The organism is Pandoraea sp. CB10b_02, from assembly GCF_002216225.1.
GTDB classification, from domain to species: Bacteria; Pseudomonadota; Gammaproteobacteria; order Burkholderiales; family Burkholderiaceae; genus Pandoraea; species Pandoraea nosoerga.
Window position 1 is genome coordinate 41,072 of the sequence record NZ_NJGW02000007.1, and the last position, 24,329, is coordinate 65,400.

General features: G+C 66.1%; 23 protein-coding genes. 15 read left to right on the forward strand and 8 right to left on the reverse strand.

Going from position 1 to position 24,329, the window contains the following annotated elements; genetic code table 11:
• Positions 1-79 precede the first annotated feature (79 nt).
• The 5 genes from CDN36_RS09310 to groL all read left to right on the forward strand — a co-directional run bounded on the left by CDN36_RS09310 (position 80) and on the right by groL (position 4,983).
• Positions 80-1,057, forward strand: a complete 978-nt coding sequence (locus tag CDN36_RS09310; protein WP_287496579.1) for a polysaccharide deacetylase family protein — start codon at positions 80-82, stop codon at positions 1,055-1,057.
• Positions 1,058-1,169: 112 nt separating this feature from the next.
• On the forward strand, positions 1,170-2,051 hold the full coding sequence (locus tag CDN36_RS09315) for a GntR family transcriptional regulator (RefSeq protein ID WP_287496580.1): 882 nt from the start codon (positions 1,170-1,172) through the stop codon (positions 2,049-2,051).
• A 9-nt stretch (positions 2,052-2,060) separates the two neighbouring features.
• A complete protein-coding gene (locus tag CDN36_RS09320; protein WP_287496581.1) occupies positions 2,061-2,696 on the forward strand; it encodes a flavin reductase family protein in 636 nt (211 codons plus the stop codon).
• Between the two features lie 301 nt (positions 2,697-2,997).
• Entirely contained in the window at positions 2,998-3,288 is a 291-nt protein-coding gene (groES, locus tag CDN36_RS09325; protein ID WP_150557071.1) for a co-chaperone GroES, read from the forward strand.
• A gap of 48 nt (positions 3,289-3,336) precedes the next feature.
• Positions 3,337-4,983, forward strand: a complete 1,647-nt coding sequence (gene groL / locus CDN36_RS09330) for a chaperonin GroEL (RefSeq protein ID WP_150557053.1) — start codon at positions 3,337-3,339, stop codon at positions 4,981-4,983.
• A gap of 171 nt (positions 4,984-5,154) precedes the next feature.
• On the opposite strand, the gene CDN36_RS09335 is transcribed toward groL, so the two are convergent.
• Complete coding sequence (locus CDN36_RS09335) at positions 5,155-6,099, reverse strand: LysR substrate-binding domain-containing protein (protein WP_150557052.1); 945 nt, start codon at positions 6,097-6,099, stop codon at positions 5,155-5,157.
• A 103-nt stretch (positions 6,100-6,202) separates the two neighbouring features.
• On the opposite strand from CDN36_RS09335, the gene CDN36_RS09340 reads away from it, so the two are divergent.
• Positions 6,203-7,414 carry an MFS transporter gene (locus CDN36_RS09340; RefSeq protein ID WP_287496582.1) on the forward strand — a complete coding sequence of 404 codons (1,212 nt, stop codon included), beginning with the start codon at positions 6,203-6,205 and terminating at the stop codon, positions 7,412-7,414.
• A gap of 103 nt (positions 7,415-7,517) precedes the next feature.
• On the opposite strand, the gene CDN36_RS09345 is transcribed toward CDN36_RS09340, so the two are convergent.
• The gene (locus CDN36_RS09345) at positions 7,518-8,033 is read right to left on the reverse strand and encodes a MarR family winged helix-turn-helix transcriptional regulator (RefSeq protein WP_150557070.1); all 516 of its coding nucleotides are present in this window, start codon (positions 8,031-8,033) and stop codon (positions 7,518-7,520) included.
• 166 nt (positions 8,034-8,199) lie between these two features.
• Between CDN36_RS09345 and CDN36_RS09350 the strand changes: the two genes are divergently transcribed.
• Positions 8,200-9,075 (forward strand): EamA family transporter, encoded by an 876-nt coding sequence (locus CDN36_RS09350; protein WP_287496583.1) that lies wholly within the window; start codon positions 8,200-8,202, stop codon positions 9,073-9,075.
• 96 nt (positions 9,076-9,171) lie between these two features.
• Here CDN36_RS09350 and moaC read toward each other — a convergent pair whose 3' ends face one another.
• Positions 9,172-9,651, reverse strand: a complete 480-nt coding sequence (gene moaC / locus CDN36_RS09355; protein ID WP_150557049.1) for a cyclic pyranopterin monophosphate synthase MoaC — start codon at positions 9,649-9,651, stop codon at positions 9,172-9,174.
• A 321-nt stretch (positions 9,652-9,972) separates the two neighbouring features.
• Here moaC and CDN36_RS09360 point away from each other — a divergent pair, with 321 nt between their 5' ends.
• Both CDN36_RS09360 and CDN36_RS09365 read left to right on the forward strand, forming a co-directional pair.
• Positions 9,973-11,571, forward strand: coding sequence for a M48 family metalloprotease (locus CDN36_RS09360; RefSeq protein ID WP_287496584.1), 1,599 nt, complete (start codon positions 9,973-9,975; stop codon positions 11,569-11,571).
• Positions 11,572-11,714: 143 nt separating this feature from the next.
• On the forward strand, positions 11,715-13,007 hold the full coding sequence (locus CDN36_RS09365) for an MFS transporter (protein ID WP_287496585.1): 1,293 nt from the start codon (positions 11,715-11,717) through the stop codon (positions 13,005-13,007).
• A 4-nt stretch (positions 13,008-13,011) separates the two neighbouring features.
• Here the strand turns inward: CDN36_RS09365 and CDN36_RS09370 are convergent, their stop codons facing one another.
• The 5 genes from CDN36_RS09370 to CDN36_RS09390 form a co-directional block, all read right to left on the reverse strand.
• Complete coding sequence (locus CDN36_RS09370; RefSeq protein ID WP_287496586.1) at positions 13,012-13,692, reverse strand: DUF2946 family protein; 681 nt, start codon at positions 13,690-13,692, stop codon at positions 13,012-13,014.
• 9 nt (positions 13,693-13,701) lie between these two features.
• Positions 13,702-14,733 carry a hydrolase gene (locus tag CDN36_RS09375; RefSeq protein WP_150557046.1) on the reverse strand — a complete coding sequence of 344 codons (1,032 nt, stop codon included), beginning with the start codon at positions 14,731-14,733 and terminating at the stop codon, positions 13,702-13,704.
• Between the two features lie 16 nt (positions 14,734-14,749).
• Positions 14,750-15,205 carry a nuclear transport factor 2 family protein gene (locus tag CDN36_RS09380; protein WP_150557045.1) on the reverse strand — a complete coding sequence of 152 codons (456 nt, stop codon included), beginning with the start codon at positions 15,203-15,205 and terminating at the stop codon, positions 14,750-14,752.
• 86 nt (positions 15,206-15,291) lie between these two features.
• Positions 15,292-16,317: a lipopolysaccharide heptosyltransferase II gene (waaF, locus tag CDN36_RS09385; RefSeq protein WP_150557044.1), complete on the reverse strand. Its 1,026-nt coding sequence runs from the start codon at positions 16,315-16,317 to the stop codon at positions 15,292-15,294.
• Positions 16,318-16,423: 106 nt separating this feature from the next.
• Positions 16,424-16,621, reverse strand: coding sequence for a zinc-finger domain-containing protein (locus tag CDN36_RS09390; protein ID WP_150557043.1), 198 nt, complete (start codon positions 16,619-16,621; stop codon positions 16,424-16,426).
• Between the two features lie 453 nt (positions 16,622-17,074).
• On the opposite strand from CDN36_RS09390, the gene CDN36_RS09395 reads away from it, so the two are divergent.
• The 6 genes from CDN36_RS09395 (at position 17,075) to CDN36_RS09420 (ending at position 24,218) form a co-directional block, all read left to right on the forward strand.
• Positions 17,075-17,833, forward strand: a complete 759-nt coding sequence (locus CDN36_RS09395; protein WP_287496587.1) for an AzlC family ABC transporter permease — start codon at positions 17,075-17,077, stop codon at positions 17,831-17,833.
• On the forward strand, positions 17,830-18,153 hold the full coding sequence (locus tag CDN36_RS09400; RefSeq protein ID WP_287496588.1) for an AzlD domain-containing protein: 324 nt from the start codon (positions 17,830-17,832) through the stop codon (positions 18,151-18,153). Before CDN36_RS09395 ends, CDN36_RS09400 begins: the two co-directional genes overlap by 4 nt.
• Before the next feature lie 85 nt (positions 18,154-18,238).
• Positions 18,239-19,444, forward strand: coding sequence for a phosphoglycerate kinase (locus CDN36_RS09405; RefSeq protein WP_287496589.1), 1,206 nt, complete (start codon positions 18,239-18,241; stop codon positions 19,442-19,444).
• Positions 19,445-19,680: 236 nt separating this feature from the next.
• Positions 19,681-21,114, forward strand: a complete 1,434-nt coding sequence (pyk, locus tag CDN36_RS09410) for a pyruvate kinase (RefSeq protein WP_150557039.1) — start codon at positions 19,681-19,683, stop codon at positions 21,112-21,114.
• A gap of 122 nt (positions 21,115-21,236) precedes the next feature.
• Entirely contained in the window at positions 21,237-22,301 is a 1,065-nt protein-coding gene (gene fba / locus CDN36_RS09415; protein WP_150557038.1) for a class II fructose-bisphosphate aldolase, read from the forward strand.
• A 195-nt stretch (positions 22,302-22,496) separates the two neighbouring features.
• Entirely contained in the window at positions 22,497-24,218 is a 1,722-nt protein-coding gene (locus tag CDN36_RS09420; protein WP_287496590.1) for a hypothetical protein, read from the forward strand.
• Positions 24,219-24,329: the final 111 nt, after the last annotated feature.

The following is a 24,329-nucleotide window of genomic DNA, read 5'->3' on the forward strand; positions in this document are numbered from 1 at the left end:
TTCGTTGACGACGCACTTGGCGCCAATTCGGAACGCGCCCGCACTGGGGCGGTGCGCGAATGTTTCAAGACGACACACGATGACCCTGACACTTCCTCTGCCGGAACCCGAGGCCCGCGCCACCGAAGACGCCCGCTTCGGCGCGCTTCGCTCGCACGGCCGCTTCGACTACCTGCCGATCACGGCGCGCGACACGTACCGCTGGCCCAACGGCGCGCGGCTGGCCGTCTATCTCGGCTTCAATCTGGAGCATTTCGCCTTTGGAGAAGGGCTGGGCGCAAGCCTCGGCCCCGCCTCGCCGCAGCCGGACGTACTGAACTACAGCTGGCGCGAATACGGCAACCGCGTCGGTGCGTGGCGCTGTCTCGATCTGTTCGACGAACTCGCCATGCCGGCCGGTGTCATGCTCAATACGTCGCTGCTCGATCACTGTCCCGAACTCGTGCAGGCGTGCGTCGCGCGCGCAGACGAATTGATCGGACACGGTCACACCAACGCGCATCGGCAGAGCGATTTCGAGTACGCGCACGAGCGTGACCTGCTGGCGCATTGCCGTTCGCGCATGACCGAGGTGACCGGCTACACGCCCTCGGGATGGCTCTCGCCGTGGATCTCGGAGACGCATCACACACCGGACCTGCTCGTGCGCACCGGCTACCGATACACGCTGAACTGGTGCCACGACGACCGCCCGGTGCGCATGCGCACGGCGCACGGCACGCTGTGGTCGGTGCCGTATCCGCAGGAATTGAACGACATCCCGATGATTGTCGGACGTCAGATGGACGGCGCCGCGTTCGCCGACATGATTGCCGACAACTTCGACGAGATGTACGCGCAAGCCGAGCATCCGACGCGGGGCCAGCCGCTCGTGATGGGTATTGCGCTGCATCCGTACCTGGTCGGACAGCCATATCGTCTCCGGCATCTGCGGCGTGCGCTCATGCCCATCGCGGGCGCGGCGCGGCGCGGCGAGATCTGGATCGCGACGCCGGGCGATATCGCCGCGCACGTGGCGTCGGTGAGCGAGGCCGATCCCCACGCCGTCATGGGATGAGCGCATCATGCCGCTCAAGCCATATTGCCCGGATTGCGCCGCGCACTCCGGGGCCGGAGCGTCGACTCTATTGCCTTCGCCGTCTAGTTCACCTTTGCCGCATTCGCCAGCCATGCCAGCAGACAAGCCCGTCGCGCGTGCGCGCCGCCACGCCACCAATGCCGCCAGCGCCAGCGGGGCGGGGTCCGACGCAGGCGCGACCGAATCCCGTCTCCTCGCCCTGCATTCGCCCGTGGCAAACGACGACGATCAGAGCGCCGAGACCCGCGTCGAAACGCATATCTATCGCACTATCGTCGATGGGGTGCTCGCGCATCGGCTCACCCCCGGCACGAAGCTTCCGGAGCCCGAGCTGTGCCAATTGTTCGACGTGGGACGCGCGCTCGTGCGGCGCGTGCTCGAGCGCCTGGCGCACGACGGCATCGTCACGCTCAGGCCGAACCGGGGGGCGGTGATCGCCGAGCCGACGCCGGAAGAAACGCGCGAGATATTCGAAGCGCGTCGCGCGCTGGAGCGTTCGCTGGTGGCGCTTGCCGTGTCGCGCGTGACCGACGACGACCTTGCCATGCTGCGCCGCCAACTGGGCGCCGAGCACGAAGCGATGCACCGCTTCGACCAACCGTCGTGGGCGCGGCTGGCGAGCGACTTCCATTTGCGCGTGGCGGCGCTTGCCGGTAACGCCGTGTTGCTGCGTTACCTCACCGAGCTGATTTCGCGGTGCTCGCTCATCGTCGGACTGTACGAGCCGCCCGGCTATGCGCCGTGCGAACATGAGGAGCACGCGGCGATCGTGGCCTGTATCGAGCAACGCGACGCCGCCGGTGCCATCGCCCGCATGCACTCGCATCTCGAAGAACTCGAGCGCCGCATCGAGACGACCCGAATGCGCGGGCAGAAGAGTCTGGCCTCGCTGCTCGGCTTACCGGTCCCCGCGCTCGCGGACGACGTGCCGCCCCTGAGCCCGGCCAAACGCATTGCCCGCAAGCGGGCCTGAGGACTTCGCATGGAAATCGACTTTCGCGAAATCACCGCGTATCAGCGCTACAAGCTGATGGCGAGCCTGATCGTGCCGCGCCCGATTGCGCTCGTCACGACGATCAACCATGGCGGCACCGTCAACGCCGCGCCGTTCTCGATGTTCAACATGCTCGGTGAGGAGCCGCCGATTGTGATGCTCTCCATCAACCGGCGCGACGACGACTCGCTCAAGGACACCGCAACGAACATTCTGCGCGACCGGGAATATGTCGTGCATCTGAGCGACGAGGCGATGACCGCGCGCATGCACGCGTGCGGCGAGCGCCTGCCGCCGACCGAGAGCGAGCTCGCCCACGCGAGGCTCACGCCGACGCCGAGCAGCCTCGTTGCGCCACCCCGGATCGCCGAGGCGCCCGTCGCGTTCGAATGCACGTTATGGGAGACGCTCGAGACGCCGAGCCGCCACATCTTCATCGGGCGTGTCGAGCGCATGCATGCGCGCGACGATCTGATCGATACCGAGACCTGGCGCGTGCGGTTGCAGAACTATTTCCCCGTAGGGCGTTTCGGCGCGAGCTTCTACGTCGATACGCGCAACCGCTTCTCGCTGGAGCAGCGAGACGGTCAGCCCACCGCCACGACGGCCGTCGACGAGATGTAGGCGGCGATGTCGCCGACGTGACGCCGCCCTGCGACGTGGGCGGCAACGCGCCCCGGGGCGGGCGCCACCGCCATGTACGAGAGGGCCTGTCCGGTCGTCCGTCACCGCGTGCGTCCACGCGCCGCGTCTCGGCGAATCTCGGCGCATCTCCGGGAAAACCCCGAGTCTTGAAATCGTAAAACCCCGTCCCTATAATTAGCACTCGTTGGCGCAGAGTGCTAACGCCATGAATTCACCGAATATGCAAACAGTTGCATATTCAAGTTTTCACGATCTCACAGAGAGAAATGAGGAGCTTGTAATGAACCTTCGTCCCTTGCATGACCGCGTTATTGTCAAGCGCCTGGACAACGAAACGAAGACCGCATCGGGCATCGTGATCCCGGACGCCGCAGCTGAAAAGCCGGATCAGGGCGAAATCCTGGCCGTCGGCCCGGGCAAGAAAGACGATCAAGGCAAGTCGATCGCACTCGACGTGAAGGTGGGCGACCGCGTTCTGTTCGGCAAGTACGCCGGCCAGACCGTCAAGGTCGATGGCCAGGAACTGCTGGTCATGCGTGAAGAAGACATCATGGCCGTGGTGGCCAAGTAAGTCTGTCCCCCACAGACATCTACGTAAAGCATTCAAGGAGTTAATGCAATGGCAGCTAAAGAAGTCGTTTTCGGCGATTCCGCTCGTGCCAAGATGGTCGAGGGTGTCAACATCCTCGCTAACGCCGTCAAGGTGACCCTGGGCCCGAAGGGTCGCAACGTGGTGCTCGAGCGCAGCTTCGGCGGCCCGACCGTGACGAAGGACGGTGTGTCGGTCGCCAAGGAAATCGAACTGAAGGACAAGCTCCAGAACATGGGCGCGCAAATGGTCAAGGAAGTGGCTTCCAAGACCAGCGACAACGCCGGTGACGGCACCACCACCGCTACGGTGCTGGCTCAGTCGATCGTCCGCGAAGGCATGAAGTATGTGGCCTCGGGCATGAACCCGATGGACCTCAAGCGCGGCATCGACAAGGCTGTCGCCGCTGCCATCGAGGAACTGCGCAAGATCAGCAAGCCGTGCACGACCAACAAGGAAATCGCGCAGGTCGGCTCGATCTCGGCCAACAGCGACACGTCGATCGGCGACTACATCGCCAAGGCGATGGACAAGGTCGGCAAGGAAGGCGTGATCACCGTCGAAGACGGCAAGTCGCTGCAAGACGAACTCGACGTCGTCGAAGGTATGCAGTTCGACCGCGGCTACCTGTCGCCGTACTTCATCAACACCCCGGAAAAGCAAGTCGCCGTTCTGGAGAACCCTTACGTTCTGCTGTTCGACAAGAAGGTCTCGAACATCCGTGACCTGCTGCCGGTGCTCGAGCAAGTCGCCAAGGCTGGCCGTCCGCTGCTGATCATCGCCGAAGACGTCGAGGGCGAAGCCCTGGCAACGCTGGTGGTCAACAACATCCGCGGCATCCTCAAGACCTGCGCCGTCAAGGCACCGGGCTTCGGCGACCGCCGCAAGGCCATGCTGGAAGACATCGCCATCCTGACGGGCGGCCAGGTCATCGCCGAAGAAATCGGCCTGACGCTGGAGAAGGCCACGCTCAACGAGCTGGGCCAGGCCAAGCGCGTCGAGATCGGCAAGGAAAACACCATCATCATCGACGGTGCCGGCGAGGCTGCGAACATCGAAGCGCGCGTCAAGCAAATCCGCGCCCAGATCGAAGAAGCCACGAGCGACTACGACCGTGAAAAGCTGCAAGAGCGCGTGGCCAAGCTGGCCGGCGGCGTTGCGGTGATCAAGGTCGGTGCCGCGACCGAAGTCGAAATGAAGGAAAAGAAGGCTCGCGTGGAAGACGCGCTGCACGCTACCCGCGCTGCCGTGGAAGAAGGCATCGTCCCGGGCGGTGGTGTGGCACTGCTGCGTGCTCGCGTGGCCGTCTCGGGTCTCAAGGGCGACAACCCTGACCAGGACGCCGGTATCAAGATCGTGCTGCGCGCCATGGAAGAGCCGCTGCGCCAGATCGTCGCCAACGGTGGCGAGGAAGCCAGCGTGGTCGTGGCCAAGGTCGTGGAAGGCAAGGGCAACTTCGGCTACAACGCCGCGACGGGCGAGTACGGCGATCTGGTCGAAATGGGCGTTGTCGACCCGACCAAGGTGACCCGCACGGCGCTGCAAAACGCGGCTTCGGTCTCGGGCCTGCTGCTCACGACCGACTGCGCCGTGGCCGAACTGCCGAAGGAAGATGCCCCGATGCCTGGCGGCATGGGTGACATGGGCGGTATGGGCGGCATGGGCATGGGCATGTAAGTCTCGCACGAGACTGCAGGAGCGGCCCGGGCGATCCGGGACGCTTCGCCTGCCGGTCGCCGGGCTTCACGGCACGTCGCATCGCCGACGAAGCCCGCGCCAACCGCGGCAACGAGTTCTTCGGAATTCGTTGCCGCTTTTTTTATGCGCGGTGCATCGGCATCGCGCGTCTCACGCGGGGCGCTCGCCCGCGCGTACCGACGGCGGCCCCAGGGGCGCCGTCGCGGCGATTTCATCCTGCATCCATTGCCAGAACGCATGAATGGCGCGCTCGCGCGGATGATTCTCTCGCCAGCTCACGTGATATTCGAGACTGGGCGGAATGCGGATGTCGCCGACCTGCACGAGCTCGCCGCTCGCCAGCGTGTCGCGAACCAGCAGGCTGCGCGTCGTGGCCACGCCCTGTCCCGCAATCGCCGCGCGCAGGAGCAGACCCGAATCGTCGAAGATCGGCCCGCGCGTCGGTTCATGCGGTGGCAGCCCGGCGGCCACTAGCCAGTCGCGCCACGAGCGATGCGCGAAGCGCAGCATGGGCAGCCTCGGGGTGTCGGCCACGGTGAAGCCCGGCACGCGCGCGATCAGGTCGGGATGACACACGGCGATGACGTAGTCGTCGAGCAGCTTGCGCGTCACGAACCCCGTCTCCTCGACGCGCTGGTGCCACACGCCGACGTCCACGGAGTACGGATCGGGCGCGGCGATGTCGGCATGCACGCGCACCATCAGGTCGATGCCCGGATGCCGCTCGCTAAAGCGCGCGAGTCGCGGAATCATCCATTGCGAGGCGAGATCGGTCATTACGCTCACTTCGAGCCTGACGGTGCCGGGCGCGCCCCCGGCCGCGGTGCCGGCACGCGCTTCGGTGAATGCCTCATCGAGCTCGGACATGCCGATGCGCACGCGCTCCGCGAGGCGCGCGCCCACGCTCGTCGGAATCATGCGCGCGCCGACGCGGCGAAACAGCGCCGTGCCGAGCTGCTGCTCGAGCGAGCGCATGTGATGACTGACCGCACTGTGCGTCAAATTCAATTCGTCGGCCGCCCGCGTAAAACTCCGGTGACGGGCCGCCGCCTCTAGCGCACGCAGCGATTGAAGGGGAGGCAGATGAGAGAACATGATGTCAAATTCTACTCACAATGCGAGCGCAAAGGTTTCGTTGGCCTGCGCGCGCCGAAGCGCCGACAATCCATACCCTGGCAATTGATCAGGGTATGGCTTCATGTCCAAAGCGCTTCGCATCTTTGTACTGTTCGCCTGCGGATACTTCGTCTCCTACGTGTACCGCGGCGTGAATATCGGTTTCGCGCCTTTCATGACGCGCGAGCTCGGCCTGTCGTCCGCCGATCTCGGTTTGCTCACCAGCCTCTATTTCCTGGGCTTCGCCGGCGCGCAGCTCCCGGCGGGCGTGCTGCTCGACAAGTTCGGCCCGCGTCGCGTGGCCTCGCTCGTGCTGCTGCTCGCCGCGGCCGGCGCGGCGCTGTTCGGGCTGGCGCAAGGCGTGGGAATGCTCATGGCGGGACGCCTGCTCATCGGCGTTGGCGTGTCGGTGTGTCTGGGCAGCGCGTTCAAGGCGCTCGCGCAGTGGTTTCCGGTGGCGCGTCTGCCGCTGCTCAACGGTCTGGTGATGGCCGTGGGCGGGCTGGGCGGCGTGGTCGTCGGCACGCCGCTCAACTGGCTGCTCGGCATGACGGATTGGCGCGTGGTGTCGTTCGGGCTGGCCGCACTCACCGTCTTCATGTCGGCCACGCTGTGGTTCGGCGCCCCGGAGAAGACGGGCGCGCATGCGCAGGGCGGGCTGCGCGAGGCGCTCGACGGCGTGCGTCAGGTGCTGGGCAGCGCAATGTTCTGGAAGGTGACCTCGCTCTCGGGCATCACGCAGGGCGTGTTCTATGCGATGCAGTCGCTGTGGATGGCGCCGTTCATGCGAGACGTGCAAGGGCTGTCGGCAGGCGAGGCGGCATCGCTGGTTTCGGTCGTGGGACTGGCGATGATGGCGGGCAGCGTGGTGTTCGGCGCGGCCGCACGCTCGCTGGAGCGGCGCGGGGTGAGCGTGTTCGCGTTCTCGGGCGTGGGCATGGTGCTCTTCGTCGTCGTGCAGCTGCTGCTAATGCTGCGCGCTCCGATTGCGCCGGTCGGGCTTTGGGCGGCTTACGGCATCTTCGGCGGTACGGGCATCCTCTCGTATGCGGTGCTCGCCGAGCACTTCCACGGCACGCTGATCGGACGTGTGAACACGTCGCTCACGCTCGTCATCTTCGTGCTGATCTTCCTGTGTCAGGTCGGTGTGGGCGCGGTGCTCGGCGCTTATGCGGCGCACAGTGCCGACGCGCATTTCACCGCCTGGACGATTCTCGTCGTGCTGCAGGTGCTCGGCGCGGTGTGGTACTTCTGGCCGCAGCGCCAGCGCGTGGGCAACGTCGCGGCGGCTTGACGCCGCGCCCACCGTCGCCATTGACGCTGTCCGCTTCGCTTGACCGGCTTCGCTTGATTTCAGCGCCGGGCGAACGTCCGGCTGACGTGCGGCTGACGTCAGATCAACGTCGGGCTTCAAGCGCCTGCAACCAGGTGCTCAGGCCGGCGTCGATCTGTTGCAGCAGCGCCGGCGAGAGCGGCGCGAGCATCCGGTGCTCGTTTGCCACGTGGGCTTGCACGGCCCGCTCGATCAACGCGAACCCCTCGGCCGTGAGCTCGACGAGCGTGCTGCGCGCATCCTCCGGATTCGGCACGCGTGTGATCCAGCCGCGCGCTTCGAGGCGTTGCAACCGGTGCGTCATCGTGCCGGAGGTCACCATCAGCGCCGAGAAGAGGGTGGTCGGTGCGAGCCGGTAAGGTGCGCCCGAGCGACGCAGCGTCGCGAGCATGTCGAACTCCCACCCGCTCATCCCGAATTCGGCAAACGTCGGGTCGAGCTGCTGCTGGACCAGCGCCGCGCAGCGCATGAGACGCCCGACCATGCCCATCGGAAAAATGTCCAGATCGGGACGCTCCCGGCGCCACTGCGCGAGAATTTCGTCGACGGCGTCGCCGTCCCCGGCCCCGTCCCCGGTCATGTCCGCGAGGGCATTGTCCCCAGCCACCGTCTGCCGTGCGCTCACCTCGCGCGTGCGCGCCTGGGCCCTGCTCGCCGGTCCGTTCGCCATGCTTCGCCTCATTTATCTTGACGTCGAGGCAAAATGATACCAAACTGTTTTTATCTTGAATTGAAGATAAATTGACATGACGACCGCCGATTCCCTTTCGAGAGGGCGCTGGGCCGATGCACTGCTCACCGCGCTTGCGCCCATGATCTGGGGCTCGACCTATATCGTGACCACGCAGGTGCTGCCGCCCGACCGGCCGTTTACGGCGGCGCTCATTCGCGTGTTGCCGTCGGGACTGTTGCTGCTGGTCTATGCGCGGCGCTGGCCGGTGCGCCGCGAGTGGGGGCGTCTGCTGGTGCTCTCGGCGCTCAACATCGGGGCATTTCAGGCGCTGCTGTTCGTCGCGGCGTATCGGCTGCCGGGCGGGCTCGCCGCGGTGGTCGGGGCGATCCAGCCGCTATTGGTGATGGCGCTGGCCTGGGGCGTGGAGCACCGCCGTCCGTTGTCGTCGACGGTGTGGGCGGCGGTGGCCGGCGTCGTCGGCATGGCGGTGCTGCTGCTCTCGCCTGGCACGGTGTTCGAGCCGATCGGCATTCTGGCGGCGCTCGCCGGCGCGGCGAGCATGGCGACGGGCACCTATCTCACGCGTCGCTGGCGTCCGCAAATGCCAGTGCTGGCGTTGACCGGCTGGCAATTGTGGCTCGGTGGACTGATGCTCGCGCCGCTGGCGATATGGTTCGATCCACCGCTGCCCTCGCTCACGCTGTGGCAGGCGCTTGGTTATCTGTACCTGTCGATGGCGGGGGCGCTGCTCGCCTACGCGTTATGGTTTCGCGGGATCGCGCGTCTGGCGCCGGTGGCCGTGTCGTCGCTGGGACTGCTCAGTCCGTTGACGGCAGTGGTGCTGGGTTGGGTGTTGCTCGATCAGGCGATCCGGGGTCTGGCGTTCGTCGGGCTCGCCATGGTGTTCGCGAGCATTCTGGCGGTGCAGTGGACGGCGTCGCCCCGCTGATCGTTCCTGGCCGCCGCTGATCGCGTCAGATCGGGCCAGACTCGGCCAGACTCGGCCAGACTCGGCCGGACTCGGCCGGACTCGGCCAGACGGCACTCAGGCCTGCGCCACCCAGTCCCCCGACTTGCCGCCATGCTTCTCCAGCACCCGCACGTCGGTCATCGTCATGCCGCGATCGACCGCCTTGCACATGTCGTAAATCGTGAGTAGCCCGACCTGCACGGCGGTGAGCGCTTCCATTTCCACGCCGGTGCGGCCGACGGTTTCGACCTGTGCGCGACAGTGCACGGCGCTAGCACCCTCGTCGACGAGGAACTCGACCGTCACGCGCGTGAGCGCGAGCGGATGGCACAGCGGGATCAGATCGGCCGTGCGCTTGGCGCCCTGAATGGCGGCGATGCGGGCGATGCCGAGCACGTCGCCCTTTTTCGCCGTGCCGCTGCGAACCAGCGCGAGCGTTTCCGGCTTCATCTGGATAGTGCCGCGCGCGACGGCCACGCGATGCGTGCTGTCTTTGCCGCCGACGTCGACCATATGGGCCTGACCGGCGGTGTCGAAGTGGGTGAGTTCTGCCATGAGTCGATACTGTGAGATGCAGGGAAGATTGCGGGAGGGCGCGGGCGCCGAGGCTTCGATGGACGGTGTCGCCGCCGGTGCACCGGTACGTCGCGCACGGCTGACCGTTGTTGCCCTGCTTGGCGCCGGTAATTGGTGTCGGTAATCGGTGTCGGTAATTGGTGTCGGTAATCGGTGCCGGTGCCGGTGCCGGTGCTTGGTGCAGCGCTTGTTGCCCGGTCATTGCCATTTGCCGCCGCAAGCCCCGCTGCGGAACGTCCGCGTCCGGCTGCTATCATAGCAGCAGCTCCGAATGACCAGCGCCATGTCGCGCCTCTTCCCATGACGCGTTCGCCACGTTCGTTCCGCGCCTCGTCCCGTTCGCTTTCCCGCCACTCGCCTGCCGCCGCCGCCCCATGGCGACGCGTGATCGCGTCGGCGCTCGTGCCGGTCATGACCGCCATGACCTTTGCCGGCGCCGTGCTGCCCACGCAGGCCGCCGCGCAGTCGCTGCCAACCCTCGGCCAGAGTTCGGCCGCGGACCTTTCGCCGGCGATGGAGCGCAAGCTCGGAGAGCGCGTCATGCGCGAGATTCGCGCCGACCCCGACTACCTGTCCGATCTGCTGCTCTCCGATTACGTCAACGCGCTTGGCAGCAAGCTCGTGTCGGCCACACGCAAGGTCGGACTCGACGCGAGCCAGAGCTTCGAATTCTTCGTGGTGCGCGATGCGGCGATCAACGCGTTCTCGCTGCCCGGCGGCTTCATCGGCATCAACACGGGGCTGATCGTCACCACGCGCACCGAATCGGAACTGGCGTCGGTCGTCGGTCACGAAACGGGGCACGTGCTGCAGCATCACATCGCGCGAATGCTCGGTGCGCAGTCGCAGAACTCGTGGATCGCGCTCGGCGGCATGTTGCTTGGGCTGCTCGCCGGGATCGGCGCGCGCAGTTCCGACCTCGGGATGGGCATCGCGATGGGCGGGCAGGGGCTGGCCGTCGATCGTCAACTACGCTTCTCGCGCGACGCGGAACGCGAGGCGGACCGCGTCGGTTTCCAGTTGCTGCAGGCGGCCGGCTTCGATACGTATGCAATGCCGACGTTCTTCGAGCGCCTGCAGCGCGCCGATGCCATCAACGAAGCCGGCGTGCCGGAATACGTGCGCACCCACCCGCTGACCAACGAGCGGATCGCCGACATGCTCAATCGCTCGCGCAACGCGGGGTACCGCCAGCCGGAGCAGTCGCCGGAGTTCGCGTTCGTGCGGGCGCGCGCGCTCGTCCTGCAGCAGAAGTCCGCGAGCGACTATGCCACCGTGGCGGAAGCGCAGCGCACTCACATCCGCACGCAAACGGCGCCGAGCGTAGCGGGTGCCTGGTACGCGGTGGCCCTCGCGGAATTCAAGCAACGGCGCTGGGAGCCGGCACGCGAGGCGCTGGACAAGGCGAAGTCGGCGTTCGGCGGCACGGGGCCGGGCACACCCAGTCTGGCGGTGCTGGACTCCGACATCGCGCGTCTATCGGGCCGGCCGGAAGAGGCGCTGCGCATTGCCAGGCAGGCCCGTGCGGCGTTCCCGCTATCGCAGGCGGCCGACATGGCCTACGCCGATGCGCTGGTCGCAAGCCATCGCATTCCGGAGGCGACCCAGTTCCTCCAGGCGCAGGTCGAGCGCTACCGCAGCGAACCGATCTGGTGGCGCGCTCTCGCGGGGGCCTGGGCGGCGGCTGGCAAGCGGGCGCGCCAGCATTCCGCGCTCGCCGAACAATACGCGTTGCAGGGGCAATGGATGGCGGCGGTCAGCCAGCTCAAGCTCGCGCGCGACGCCGGCGATGCGGACTTCTACGAAATGTCGACCATCGACGCGCGGCTGCACGAGTTCCAGCGTCGCTACAAGGAAGACAAGGAAGACGAGAAGGACTTCAACAAGCAGTTCGGATGAGCGTTGCATACGCGGTTGCTGAGTCAATTTGGCGTCGACATAGCTGACGCAAGCGTGGAGCATTTTGTAGCCGCTCACTGACCTGGTTTCTCACCTCGTAGTTGCCACGGCCGATTTCCGGCCGTGGTCGCTTCTGCCAAAACGTGCCCCTATTTCTCGCTTATCTGTCGTTGGATTGGCTTCTTGCGGTCTACCTCGGCATGTGGAACGCGGTGGTTCCTATCGTCTTGCTTGACCGCTTCGGCGCGACGGGCGTGGTGGCCTATGAGATTGCGCTTGCCGCATGTGCTGTCATCGCGCTGCCAGTAGCCACTTTATGGACCGAGCAGCTTTCGCGGGCGCAGGTCATGCGTTGGGCGTGTTCGATCATCGTGCTATCCGGCATTTCGCGGCTCGCGATTGCGGGGGCAGCGCTTGGCCTGACTTTCTGGATGCTGAACGACATGATTGCTGTCGCCGCATTTGCGTCCATGCAACCGCTGCTTGGCGTCTATCCGGCGGAGACGGTCGAAAAGGTCCGCGTGCTCGCGGCGTTTCGACTGAAACGAGTCGTGGTCAATCTCGGCCGTATCTGTGGACCATTGCTGGCCGGCACGGCTTTACTCCTCTATACCTGGCAATACGCTTTGGGGTGCCTGGCAGCCCTCGGTTGTTGCGCGCTTCCCATCCTGTTAAGACTGCCGACACTGCCGTCGCCGGATCGGAGGCAATCGCCGGTGCCCATTTCCGCGAAGACGATACTGCATCGTACGTTTGCCGGCTTCGCCTTAAAAATCCGACTATCGGCGGAACGATGCTTCACGCTCTGGGATATGTTGCTGGGTGTCGCGACCGCAGGGGTCGTGCCGGTGCTCATTCCTCAACTCGTGCGGCAGGCCCGACTACCGGAGTCGCAGGCCGGCTGGCTGATCGCTGCATTCGTTATCGGATCTGTCGCGGGCGTTGCGATTCTTCATCCGATGCTTGCCGGCGCATTCGGACGCAGGCCTGGCTATGTTGCCGGTTGGGCAGCGCTGGGTGTCAGCCTCGCAATGGCAACGGTCGCGGATACCACCGTTTGGCTGGGAGCGAGCTTGATGTCGGCAGGGGCCATCGGGGCTTGTTTGTCGATGAATGGTATTGACCGGCGCGTAATCGCGCTGCCATCGCGCGTGCGCGTCAGAGTCGCTGGTGCAACGCTGCTGACAACCCAACTGGCGGGTATGTTGTCGTTCGCGCTGTATGGCATTTCATACGCTTCTCACACCATGGAAGGCAGATGGTGGCTGTATGGCGGCCTGGTCAGCATTGCCGTGTTGTCATCGTGCCTCGCCAGTGAGCCATGGAGACTCCTTGGCGTAAAAGACGCGGAGGGTAGCGTCGAAAAATTCTATTCCGATCGATATCCCGCAGCCTTCGATACGGCTGAGCCAGTGCAACGGGACGCCGCCGAGTAACCGCTCACGCCCCTTGAGCGCCAATCTGTGGATTCCGCTCGAAACCATAGGTCTGCGCCAAGGTGTCCGCGCGGACGAAAGCGAAGGGCAGGGAGTCGCCGTTGCGCCAATGCAGACGCGTGAACTGTCGTGCTCGGATCGCATCGCTCTCACTGCTATCGAACACTTCGAATGCCTGCGCGAGATCGGAGACCTGCGTGAGCAGGTCGATGTCGTGATCGTGCAGCAGCGCGAGCGTCGGGCCGGCTTTCGAATTCGCCTCTGATTCATCCGCCGCTCTCGCCTCGCTTGCCCCGCCGGCGAACGCGACGTTTCCGTCCTCGTCGAGCAGGCAGGCTTGCGGTGCGAACGCGCGTCCGAGCTGATCGGTGAGCACCGGCGCGCCACGTCCGCCACGGGCCATGGCGTCCCACGTCAGTCGCACGACGAACGGCGCATATGCGAGCGCCACGTACACGCGTTGCGGTCCGTTCTGGAAGTACCACCGTCCTTCGTCGTCGCAGGCATAGTTGCGCGCGATGAACGCAACCAGCGCGGCGTGACGAATCGGGTCGCCGGGCGCGCCGGCGGCCTGCGCGGCGTCGTCTCGCATGCGCCACTGGCCACGCCGGTCGAGCGCGAGCCAGCCGTAGCAATGCGGCACGTTCGGCCATTTGGCCATGGCCTGTCGAACGATTTCATCCATAGCGTCACCTCAGACGGCAGCCGGCAGAAACTGGCGGAAATAGTCGATGACCGTGCGCGGCATCCAGGTGAGGCCGCCGGGAAACGCTCCGCTCATGAAGCCGACGTGTCCGCCGTGCGCCGGCTGCAGCAAATGCACGTAGCGGCCGACGTCGTCTTCGCCCGGCAGGGCATTGGCCGGCTGGAACGGATCGTTGCGCGCATTGATCACGAGCGTGGGCACCTCGATGGCCGGCAGGATCGGTTTGCTCGATGCGCGTGTGTAGTAGTCGAAGGCACTGTGATAGCCGTGCAGCGGCGCCGTCACCACATGATCGAATTCGCCGAGATCGCGCGCGGCCATCATCAGCTCACGGTCATACAGCCCGGGATACTGTTCGAGTTTGGCGAGCGCTTTCTTCTTGAGCGTGCCCAGGAAGTTGCGCGTGTACACCATGTTGAAGCCGCGCGAGAGCGCGAGGCCGCCCGCGCGCAGATCGAGCGGCGCGGAGATCGCGCAGGCCGCGCTCACGACCTGCGCGGCTTGCCCTTCGCGTTCGCCGAGCCAGCGCAACAGCACGTTGCCGCCCAGTGATACGCCCGCGGCGAAGATCGGTCCCGACGTGTTGGCGCGCAGGCGCCGCAGCATCCAGTCGAGTTCGGTGCTGTCGCCCGAATGGTAGAAGCGCGGTGCGCGGTTCAGGCGCCCGCTGCAACTGCGAAAGTGCGGTATCACGCCGCGCCAGCCCTGAGCCTCGACTTCGCGCATGAGCGTGCGCGCGTAGTGACTGCCGGAACTGCCTTCGAGCCCGTGAAAGAGCACCACGAGCGGCGTCTGGACGAGTCCTTCGGGCGTTGGCGGCGCCTGGTGGGCCGCCGGCGGCGCCACGAGCCAGTCCACGTCGACGAAATCGCCGTCGGGCGTGTCCCAGGTCTCGCGCCGGAATTGCACGTGCGGACGGCGGCCGAGCAGGGCCGGATAGATCGTCTGGCTGTGACCGTCGGGCAGCCACCGCGGCGCGCGGTAATCCTGAGGGACAAATGCTGCCGGCCGGGCCGTCATCGCGACACCGCGCCGATCAGTGCAGCCCGTCCGGACGCGCGTGCATCATCAGGCTGAATTGCTCGACGGCATGCGGCGGCAACGGGCTGGAGTGGATGTGCGCGAAGCGCCAGTCGCCCTGCTCGTGCACGAGGACATACGTCGTGTGGATGAGCTGGGCGGTGGTCTGGCCCGCGTCTTCGTTGCCCACGCGCATCGCCTCGGTCGCCGTATGCACCACCGTGCCAACCGTGTCGTACTCGGTCGTGTCGAGCGAGTCGAGCAGCACGACGCTTTGCGCGAACTGTGCGACAAGGCCGCTGCGGATCTGCTCGAGGCCATCCCAGCGCGTGCCGTCGGCGCGGATGTAGCTCACGAAATCCTCGTTCGCCCACAGCGACATGGCGCGATCCGTCTGGCCCCGGCGCAGTGCGTCGTAAAAGGCCGTGATGGTTTCACTGGCGGCGTCGAACAGACGGACAAAACGTGGCATGAGGATCTACCGTTGAGTGTTACGGGGCGGGCTGCGGCCGGACGGCGATGATTGCGCGCATATCGTCATCCGCTGCGGGCGCCGGCTCAGCGCTGCGTGAGCAGGATGTTGCGCAGGTTCGCGAACACGTGCTCGGGCATCAGCTCGTTGAGGCAGCGCGTGTGGCCGAGCGGGCATTCGCGGGCGAAACACGGGCTGCACTCCAATTGTAGCCACAGGACATGCGCCTGGTCGGACAGCGGCGGCGTGTGGCGCGGATCGGACGAACCGAAAAGCGCGATCTGCGGCCGGCGCAGCGCTGCTGTGACGTGCATCAGTCCCGAGTCGTTGCTCACCACGGCGTTGGCGCGCGCGAGCAGGGCGCAGGCCTCGGCGAGCGACGTCTGCCCGCAAAGATTGCGCACGAACGGCGCGTCGGCCGCGATTTGCTGGGCCAGCGCGCCATCCTTGCCCGAGCCGAGCGCGACGATCTGCGCATACGGGAACGAGCGGCGAACCAACTGGGCGAGCTGCGCGAAATGCCCCGGCGGCCAGCGCTTGGCCGGACCGAACTCGGCGCCGGGACAGAACACGACGAGCGGCACGCGCAAATCCAGCCCGAAGCGGGCGTACACGCGGGCGGACTCGTTCAGGTCGGCCTCGATGCGCGGCGTGGGCAGCGTCTCGGGCAGCTTCGCGCCGGGCGCGAAGGCAAGCGCCGCGTAGTGGCGCACCATCGGCGGGCGTTCGTCCTTGCGCGGGTTGGCGTGGCGCACGTTGAGCAGGCCGTAGCGCTGCTCGCCCTTGTAGCCGATGCGCAGCGGAATGCGCGCGAGCCACGGAATCAGCGCCGACTTCAGCGAATTCGGCAGCACGTAGGCGGCGTCGTATCCCTCGTCGGCGAGCACGCTCGCGAGCCGGTAACGCTCGAGCGGCTGCAACTTGCCGTGCGCGAGGTCGGTCGAGACCACGCGCGAAATCTCCGGCATGCGCTCCAGAACCGGGGCGACCCAGCCGGGCGCGATCGCGTCGATGGTCAGACGCGGATGCAGACGCCTCAGCAGGGTAAACAACGGCTGCGCCATCAGCGCGTCCCCAATCCAGTTGGGGGCGATCACCAAGGCTTTATGCATCGTGGCGGAGACTCTTACGTTAAGCGTAGCGATGAAACGGAAAGGGGCACGGGCGGCGCGTCGTCACGCAGATGGGCTGCGCCCACCCGTCCGGGGGGCAGACGGCTCAGTGATGGCCCTTGAGCACGACGCCGGCCTTCAGCCGATAGCGGGTGCCGCAGTAGGGGCACGCGGCTTCGCCGTGGCTGACGTCGATGAACACGCGCGGATGGGCGCTCCAGGCTTCCATCTTCGGATTCGGACAATGGACCGGCAGATCTTCGGCGCCGACTTCGACGACCGGCATTTCTTTGACTTCGCTCATGGGGTTCTGACCGTGATGGGTATTCGGGATTTCGGGAATTGCCCGGCCGGCGACACGGAAAGCCTCATGTCCGGCGCCCGGCCGATTCACCAAAAGTCGCTATTGTAAAGCAGCAGCAGCCCTTTGCGGACGCAGGGCCGCTACGGCGGCGTCTGCATGGCCGACCGGTTTCGTCCCCGCGTGGCGTGCGCGCGACACCTCGCCCGTTGCGTCTGCGAAAACGTGCGGATGTACGCCATGAACGTACTAAGCAACTACTTACCATGGCTATAATGGACCGTCGTCCGCCGCCAATGACGAATATATTCAGGACAGACTCCGGCAAGCCAGGCGGGCGCCGTGGCCGCGTAGCGGTCATCTCGGGCGTGCCGGGCGCCGTCGGGACCGCTTCGCCCCGCAATGCCAGACACCGCGCCGCTTGCCCCGGCGTTCGCCCCCCAACCGACCATGCCAATGCTTCGTCTGCCTGCCGCTGAACGTGATGGGTTCGCGGCCGGTTTCCGCATTATTTCCCCGCTGTTGCCCGCTATCTTCTCGTGGGGCCTCGTGACGGGCGTCGCCATGAGCAAGTCGGTGCTTACCGTGCCGCAGGCCATCGGCATGACGCTGATGCTCTACGCCGGATCGGCTCAACTGGCGTCGCTGCCGCTATTCGCCGCGGGGCTGCCGCTTTGGACCATCCTGCTCACCGTGGGCATCGTCAACCTGCGTTTCGTGATCTTCAGCGCGGCGCTCCAGCCGCACTTCTCGTATCTGTCGCTGCCCCGGCGTCTGGTGCTGGGCTACGTGAACGGCGATTTGGGCTTCGTGATGTTCATGAACCAGAACTTCGCCACCGGCTACGTGCCGGGCAAGGAGGGCACGTATTACGGCATCACCCTCAGCAACTGGGTGGTCTGGCATGTTTCGTCGGTCATCGGCATTCTGCTCGGCGCGCTCGTGCCCGACACGTGGGGACTCGGCTTCGCGGGCACGCTCGCGCTCATTCCCATGATGGTGCACACCATCACCACGCGCTCGACGCTGCTGGTGGTCACGCTGGCGTCGGTCATCGGGCTGCTCGCGTTCGATCTGCCGTATCGCCTCAATCTCGTGCTGGGCGTGCTTGGCGCGCTCGCGGCCGGCATGGTGTGCGACGAGCTCGCCGCGCGTCGCGCGAAGAAGCTCGCGCCGGCAGGCAAGCCGCCCGCTTCCCGGGAGTCGCGCTCATGAGCACGTTCGAAATCTGGTTCGCCTTCGTGGCGATGACCGTGGTGACGATTGTCACGCGCACGTTCTTCCTGCTCGCGGGCGATCGCGTCACGCTGCCGCCGCGGCTGCAGCGAGCGTTGCGCTACGCGCCCGCGGCGGCGCTCGCCGTCATCGTGGTGCCCGAGGTGCTGCTGCTCGACCACCAGTTCGCGCTGCATCCGGGCAACCACAAGCTGGCCGCTGCCGTGGCTGCTACGGGCTGGTTCGTGTGGCGGCGCAACATGATCGAGATGATCGTCGTGGGCATGGCCGTCTACACGCTGGGGCGCCTGTTCCTGTAGGCGAAACTGCGAACGCCAAAATGGGCATTCGGCCGGTCGGATCAGTTAAAATGCATGTTTTTCCCACCATTCATTCCGGATTCTCATGGCTTCCGTCGTCCGTCTTACCGATCTGATCGCTCAGGGCCGCCTTGCGGGCAAACGTGTATTCATCCGCGCCGATTTGAACGTGCCGCAAGACGACGAGGGCCGTATCACGGAAGACACGCGCATTCGCGCGTCGGTGCCGGCCATCCGGATGTCGCTCGACGCCGGCGCCGCCGTGATGGTGACCTCGCACCTGGGGCGTCCGACCGAGGGCGAATTCAAGCCGGCCGACTCGCTCGCCCCCGTGGCGCGGCGCCTGTCCGAGCTGCTCGGCCGTGACGTGAAGCTCGTCGCCGACTGGGTCGACGGCGGCTTCGACGTGGCGCCGGGCACGGTCGTGCTGCTCGAGAACTGCCGCGTCAACAAGGGCGAGAAGAAGGACAACGACGAACTGGCGCAGAAGATGGCCAGGCTGTGCGACGTGTACGTGAACGACGCGTTCGGCACTGCGCACCGCGCCGAGGCCACCACGCACGGCATCGCCAGGTACGCGCCGGTGGCCTGCGCCGGCCCGCTGCTTGCCGCCGAACTCGAGGCGCTGGGCAAGGCGCTCAACGCGCCGGCCCGTCCGCTCGTGGCCATCGTCGCGGGCTCGAAGGTCTCCACCAAGCTCACCATTCTCAAGTCGCTTGCCGACAAGGTCGATCAGCTGATCGTGGGCGGCGGCATTGCCAACACGTTCATGCTCGCGGCCGGCCTGCCGATCGGTAAGTCGCTCGCCGAAGCCGATCTGGTCGGCGAGGCCAAGGCGATCATCGACGCGATGGCCGCCCGCGGCGCCTCGGTGCCGATCCCCACGGACGTGGTGTGCGCCACGGAATTCAGCCCGACGGCCGAAGCGAGCGTGAAGGCCGCTGCCGACGTGGACGCCAACGACATGATTCTCGACATCGGCCCGCAAACGGCCGCCCGGCTCGCCGAGCAGTTGTCCGGCGCCGGCACGATCGTGTGGAACGGCCCGGTCGGCGTGTTCGAATTCGACCAGTTCGGCCATGGCACCGAAACACTGGCGCGCGCCATCGCGGCCGCCAGAGGCTTTTCGATTGCCGGCGGCGGCGACACGCTTGCCGCCATTGCCAAGTACGGCATTGCCGATCAGGTGAGCTACATCTCGACCGGCGGCGGCGCATTCCTCGAATTCCTCGAGGGCAAGACGCTGCCGGCGGTCGATGTGCTGCAACAACGCGCCGCTCAGGCCGCCTGAAGCGCGCAAAAACCAGGTGGGGCGGAGCATCCGGGCCGATCGGACGGCGTTTGACGGGAGCGGAAGGCGAGGGTTTTGTTCCTCTCATTGCGAACGTCAGAGATCGAATCGAACGATTTCGTACTGACAATACGAACTTTTTGGTTAACCTGCGACGGCCTAAATGCGCTACAAACCTCTAAGCGCCAGCAATGTCGAACGCGCTGTTACCAAAAGAGGATGAAGAGATGGAAGTAATGAACCGCTCCACCAAGATCGTCGCCACCATCGGTCCGGCATCGAGCACGCCGGAAGTGCTCTCGCGCATGATCGCCGCGGGCGTCGACGTTGTCAGGCTGAACTTCTCGCACGGCAAGGCGCAGGACCACATCGAGCGCGCCGAGATGGTGCGCGCCGCTGCCCGGGCGGCGGGCCGAGAAGTGGCCATCATGGCCGATCTGCAGGGCCCGAAGATTCGCGTCGGCAAGTTCGAGAACGGCAAGACCACGCTCGAGGCCGGCGCCAAGTTCATTCTGGATGCGGACTGCGAGCTCGGTAACGACGAGCGTGTCGGGCTGGACTACAAGGAGCTGCCGCGCGACGTGCGCGCGGGCGATGTGCTGCTGCTCAACGACGGCCTGATCGTGCTGATCGTCGATCGCGTGCTGGGCAACGAGATTCACACGACGGTGAAGGTCGGCGGCGACCTGTCGAACAACAAGGGTATCAACCGCCAGGGTGGCGGCCTCACGGCTCCGGCGCTGACCGCCAAGGACATGGAAGACATCAAGACCGCGATGGCGCTGGGCGCCGATTACGTCGCGGTCTCGTTTCCGAAGAACGCCACGGACATGGAAATGGCGCGGCGCCTGGCGAACGTGGCGGGCGAGCCTTACGGCATCAAGCCGCTGATGATCGCCAAGATCGAGCGCGCCGAAGCCATTCCGGCGCTCGAGGAGATCCTGGCGGCGTCGGACTGCATCATGGTCGCGCGTGGCGACCTGGCCATCGAAGTCGGCAACGCGGCGGTGCCGGCGCTGCAAAAGCGCATGATTCGCCTGGCGCGCGAGATGAACAAGACGACCATCACGGCAACGCAGATGATGGAGTCGATGATCCACAATCCGGTGCCCACGCGCGCCGAGGTGTCGGACGTGGCCAACGCCGTGCTCGACGGCACCGACGCCGTGATGCTCTCGGCCGAGAGCGCCGCAGGCAAGTACCCGGTCGAGACGATCGAGACGATGGCGGCGATCTGCGTCGAGGCCGAACGCTCGGAGACCGTGGAACTCGACCGCGACTGGCTGGACCAAACTTTTACGCGCATCGATCAGACGATTGCGGCCGGGGCGCTGTTTACCGCGTATCATCTTGGCGCGAAAGCGATCGTGGCGCTCACCGAGTCAGGCGCCACGGCGCTGTGGCTGTCCCGCCACAAGATCCATGTGCCGATTTTCGCGCTGACGTCGCAGCTCGGCAGCCATCGCAAGATGGCGCTGTATCGCAACGTCTACGCGATGCGAGCCGATGCGGCGCACGACCGCGATCAGGCGCTCAAGCAGGCAGAGCAACTGCTGCTCTCGAGCGGCGTGGTCAAGCGCGGCGACACGATCGTGCTGACGGTCGGCGAACCGATGGGGCAGCCCGGCGGCACCAACACGTTGAAGATCGTTCAGGTGGGCCACGCATGACGAGAGGGGCCGCGCGAGCGCGGCGAGGCCAGGTGCCGCGCCGCCCGCGAGCCGTCGTCATGAGGGGCGCCTGCGGATCGAGGAAAAGATTTACTTAGTTTTGTGATTCCAAGGAGAACATCATGCCCCTAGTCTCTATGCGACAGCTGCTCGACCACGCCGCCGAAAACGGCTATGGTCTGCCGGCCTTCAACGTCAACAATCTGGAGCAGGTCTCCGCGATCATGGCGGCGGCCGACGAAGTTGGCGCCCCGGTGATCATGCAGGCGTCGGCCGGCGCCCGCAAGTACGCCGGTGAAGCGTTCCTGCGCCATCTGATTTCGGCCGCCGTCGAAGCCTACCCCCATATCCCGGTGGTGATGCACCAGGATCACGGCCAGTCGCCGGCCGTGTGCATGGCCGCCATCAAGAGCGGCTTCTCGAGCGTGATGATGGACGGCTCGCTCGAGGCCGACGGCAAGTCGGTTGCCAGCTACGAGTACAACGTCGAAGTCTCGAAGAAGGTCGTCGAGTTCTCGCACTACATCGGCGTGACGGTCGAAGCCGAGCTGGGCGTGCTGGGTTCGCTCGAAACGATGAAGGGCGACAAGGAAGACGGTCACGGCGCCGACGGCACCATGACGCGCGAACAACTGCTGACCGACCCGGATCAGGCCGCCGACTTCGTGCATCAGACGCAGTGCGACGCGCTGGCCATTGCCATCGGCACCTCGCATGGCGCCTACAAGTTCAGCCGCAAGCCGACGGGCGACATTCTCGCCATCGACCGCATCAAGGAAATCCACCGCCGCATTCCGAACACCCACCTCGTGATGCACGGCTCGTCGTCGGTGCCGCAGGAACTGCTGGCCGAGATCCGCGAGTTTGGCGGCGACATGAAGGAAACGTATGGCGTGCCGGTCGAAGAGATCGTCGAAGGCATCAAGCACGGCGTGCGCAAGGTCAACATCGACACCGACATCCGTTTGGCCATGACGGGCGCGATCCGCCGTTATCTGTTCGAAAACCCGAGCAAGTTCGATCCGCGCGACTACCTCAAGCCGGCCCGCGAAGCCGCGAAGCAGGTCTGCAAGGCGCGCTATCTGGCGTTCGGCTGCGAAGGCCAGGCCGGCAAGATCAAGCCGGTCTCGCTCGAGAAGATGGCCGAGAAGTACAAGAGCGGCGACCTCGCGCAAATCGTGAAGTAAATCAGGCGCGTCGGGCTCGCGCGGTATTCGCGCGGCCTGTCGGCCAGCGCGGTGCATCGCGGATGCACCGGCTCCGGGGCCCGGTTTCCCGCCAGCGATCGCTGGTGCGGAAACCGGGCCCTTTCCTTTGGCGTCGGCGCGTCGGCGCTCACTGCCGGTGCGGTGCGGGAAGGGGGCGATGCCCGCACGGCTTCGGTGCAAAGCGACAGCCACACGCATATTCCGGAAGTTGGGCACGGCGGCGCGTGGCACGCTTCACGACCGTTCGCCGACCTGCCCCTTGCCCATGCCCGTGCCCATTGGCAATTGCCGATTGCCGATTGCCGATTGCCGATTGCCGATTGCCGACGGCCGTTCGCACGGGCCATCACGGAGACATCGATGCCACTGAAATTCCTGCCGGATTCGCTGACGAACTGCCTCGGGCTTTCCTGCACCGACGCGCCATCGAGATCCTCGTCGCCTGACTCGCCGATGGCGGCGGCCATGTCCCGGGTCGCGAACGCACGCGCCTCTCATCGCGTGTCGAGCGCACCGAATCTTGCAGGGAACGTCCCGGCGGCGCCGGCCTGCGCGGCCCCCGGTTCGGCCGGGCGCGAGGTGGCGCCCCGGCCGCCTGGCGCTGCGCCCGCGATCGACCTCACCGCACCGATCCCCATCTGGGGGCACGACGACCCGACACCCGACTGGGCGAACGCGCGAGTCGCCCAGGCTTGGGCTGCGCGGTACGGCGTGAACACGACAAACCTGATTCGCGTGGACGGTCAATGCACCCGCTATGGCTTGATCGAACTGGGTGGCCATACGTTTATCGCGGGACCGACCGCCACGCCGGCCGAGACCGACACCCTTACCCGCATGCTCAAGGCCAATCCGAGGATCGGCGCGATCTGCTGCGTCGAGCCGGGTGCCATGCGCGTGGACGCCGATTCTGTTCGGCCGGCCGACCACGCGGGTTACCGGCAGCGCCCCGTGAGCACGTACATCGCCCGCGTTGCGGCGCGCGGCGGCGATGCTCGGCCACCGTCTGCCGAGCTCGAGGGCAGCCTCGCGCACGTGAGCTTCATGGAGTTCGTCGGGATGGAGCGCCGGGGGACAGGTATTTCCGGCCGGACGTTCTGGGATGCCGGCCGCGGCGTCGCCGACTACCTGCGACGCCATCCCGGCAGGATCGCGCTGGTGTGCTCGGAGCACGGCATTGCGAGGCCATGCGCGGTGATCGCCAGCGCCGCGCTGCAGCTCCAGGGCGGTGACGCCAGGCTGCGCGGCATGATCTCCGGCGCGGTCGCGTCCCAGCGCGCCGAGTTGAGCAGCCACTACATCGATGCCGCCGCCCGCAGCTTCGACCTCATCGCGGAACTTGCGCTGCTGGTCGACATGCTGCGCACGTCGGGGCGCGGCGACATGCACCGCGAGCGCAAGGCGCATCTGCTGCTACAGCATCTGCGCACGCTGCCCGAGGTCGCCGGTGCACACATCGACTGGCGCAGCGCCCGCGGGCGCCAGAAGCTCGCGGCGATTCTCGAAGCGAACTTCGAGCACGTCGCGCCGCTGCTCGCCTCGGGCTGCCTGCCGCCCGGCAAGGCGCTGCTCTGGCTGCGCGAGGAGATCAACGTGCTGAGCGGTATCCGCTTCCTCAGTCCATGCTACGTCAGCGGGCACACCGACCGGATTTCGCTCGAGCCCATCGATCCGCGGAGTCCGGATGCCGTTCGTCTGGTGTCGCTCGACGATTACGGGCTCACGTGCGACAACAAGTATTACGACGCGGGGGTCGTGGCCAGTTGGCACCGAACCTGTTTCGCGAGGCAGGACGTGATGTCGCATCCCACGCAGCGAACGCCGGTGGTGGCGTTGCTGGTGCACGCGTCGGAAAGGGAGCGGCTCGCGCTGGCGTTCCGGTCTGCGCCGGCGTGACGCCGCCGGCGGGATCCGGTGGGCCGAGGCGACCGGAGCGATGGCGGCAGGCGGCAGGCGGCAGGGCCGACATCTTCGCGAAACGTTACCCGAGGCGCGTATAATTACGCC